This is a genomic window from Verminephrobacter aporrectodeae subsp. tuberculatae At4 (assembly GCF_000193225.1).
Classification (GTDB): domain Bacteria; phylum Pseudomonadota; class Gammaproteobacteria; order Burkholderiales; family Burkholderiaceae_C; genus Acidovorax; species Acidovorax aporrectodeae.
On the sequence record NZ_AFAL01000884.1, the window covers coordinates 1 to 908 of the forward strand.

Genomic DNA, 908 nt, shown 5'->3' on the forward strand with positions numbered 1-908 from the left:
CCTGACCCCGGTCATGTTCACGCCGATGCTGTTGCCGGCGTCCTCCACGGTGGCCGTGGGCGTGAACGTGGCGGTCCAGGTTCTTCCGTCGGCCCCTGCGCTGAGTTCGCCCAGCGTGCCGTTGGCGTCCGTCAGAACGATGTCCTCGGAACTGAACCCGGTGACGGTCTCGCTGAAGCGGAAGGTGACGGTCGTCGTTTCCCCCGCCTTGAGCGTGGTGTCGGCCAGCGTGATCGTGGCGGTCGGCACGACGCCGCCGGCAGACCGGGTGTCCACGGTGTAGTTGGCGCTGCTGACCGGGCTCGGCGTGCCATTGCCCGCCAAGTCCCACACGCCGTTCATGTTCACGCGGATGGTGTTGTTCCTCACGTCGTTCACGTTCTCCGTGGGCGTGAAGGTCGCGGTCCAGGTTTTCCGTCTTCGCTGGCCGTCAGAGGTCCCAGTGTGCCGTTCGCGTTCGAGAGGTCTATCTTGCTTGCGTCAAAGCCGCTGACGACCTCCGTGAAGCTGAAGCTGACCACCGCGGTTTCGCCACTCGTCAGGTTGTTGTTGGCCAGCGTGATGCTCACGCCGGGGGGACGACGTCGATGTCGTAGCTGACCGTGGAGACCGCTGTGCCCGCCCCGGCGTTGCCCGCGAGGTCGGTGATTTGGGCCAGGTTCACGCGAATCTTGTTGCCCGTCGAACTGTTGACGGAGGCGGGATTCAAAATGCGCTCGAGGATCCCCGGGGCCGTCAGCGTGACCTCCCAGGTGGTGGTGCCGCCGCCGGTGCTGCGCAGGTTGGACAGCTGCGCGCCTCCGCCCACCGTCAGGTCGGCGATGCTGAAGCTGCTGGCGTCAATGTCTTCGGAGAAGCGGATGACGACGGTGGTGCTCTCGCCGAGGTGCAGTTTGTCGTCGCCGATC

Annotated in this window: 2 protein-coding genes and 1 pseudogene; all 3 read right to left on the minus strand. The window is 65.6% G+C overall.

Going from position 1 to position 908, the window contains the following annotated elements; all coding sequences use genetic code 11:
- Window positions 1–342 (minus strand): Ig-like domain-containing protein (locus VTU_RS30920; protein ID WP_369021528.1); only part of this gene is annotated, 342 nt, incomplete at its 3' end.
- Window positions 334–569, minus strand: a pseudogene (locus VTU_RS30925) (Ig-like domain-containing protein); the annotation flags it as partial. The pseudogene VTU_RS30925 and the gene VTU_RS30920, both read right to left, overlap by 9 nt.
- A partial coding sequence (locus tag VTU_RS34190) for an Ig-like domain-containing protein (protein ID WP_236610837.1) occupies window positions 566–908 on the minus strand: 343 nt, incomplete at its 5' end. The pseudogene VTU_RS30925 and the gene VTU_RS34190, both read right to left, overlap by 4 nt.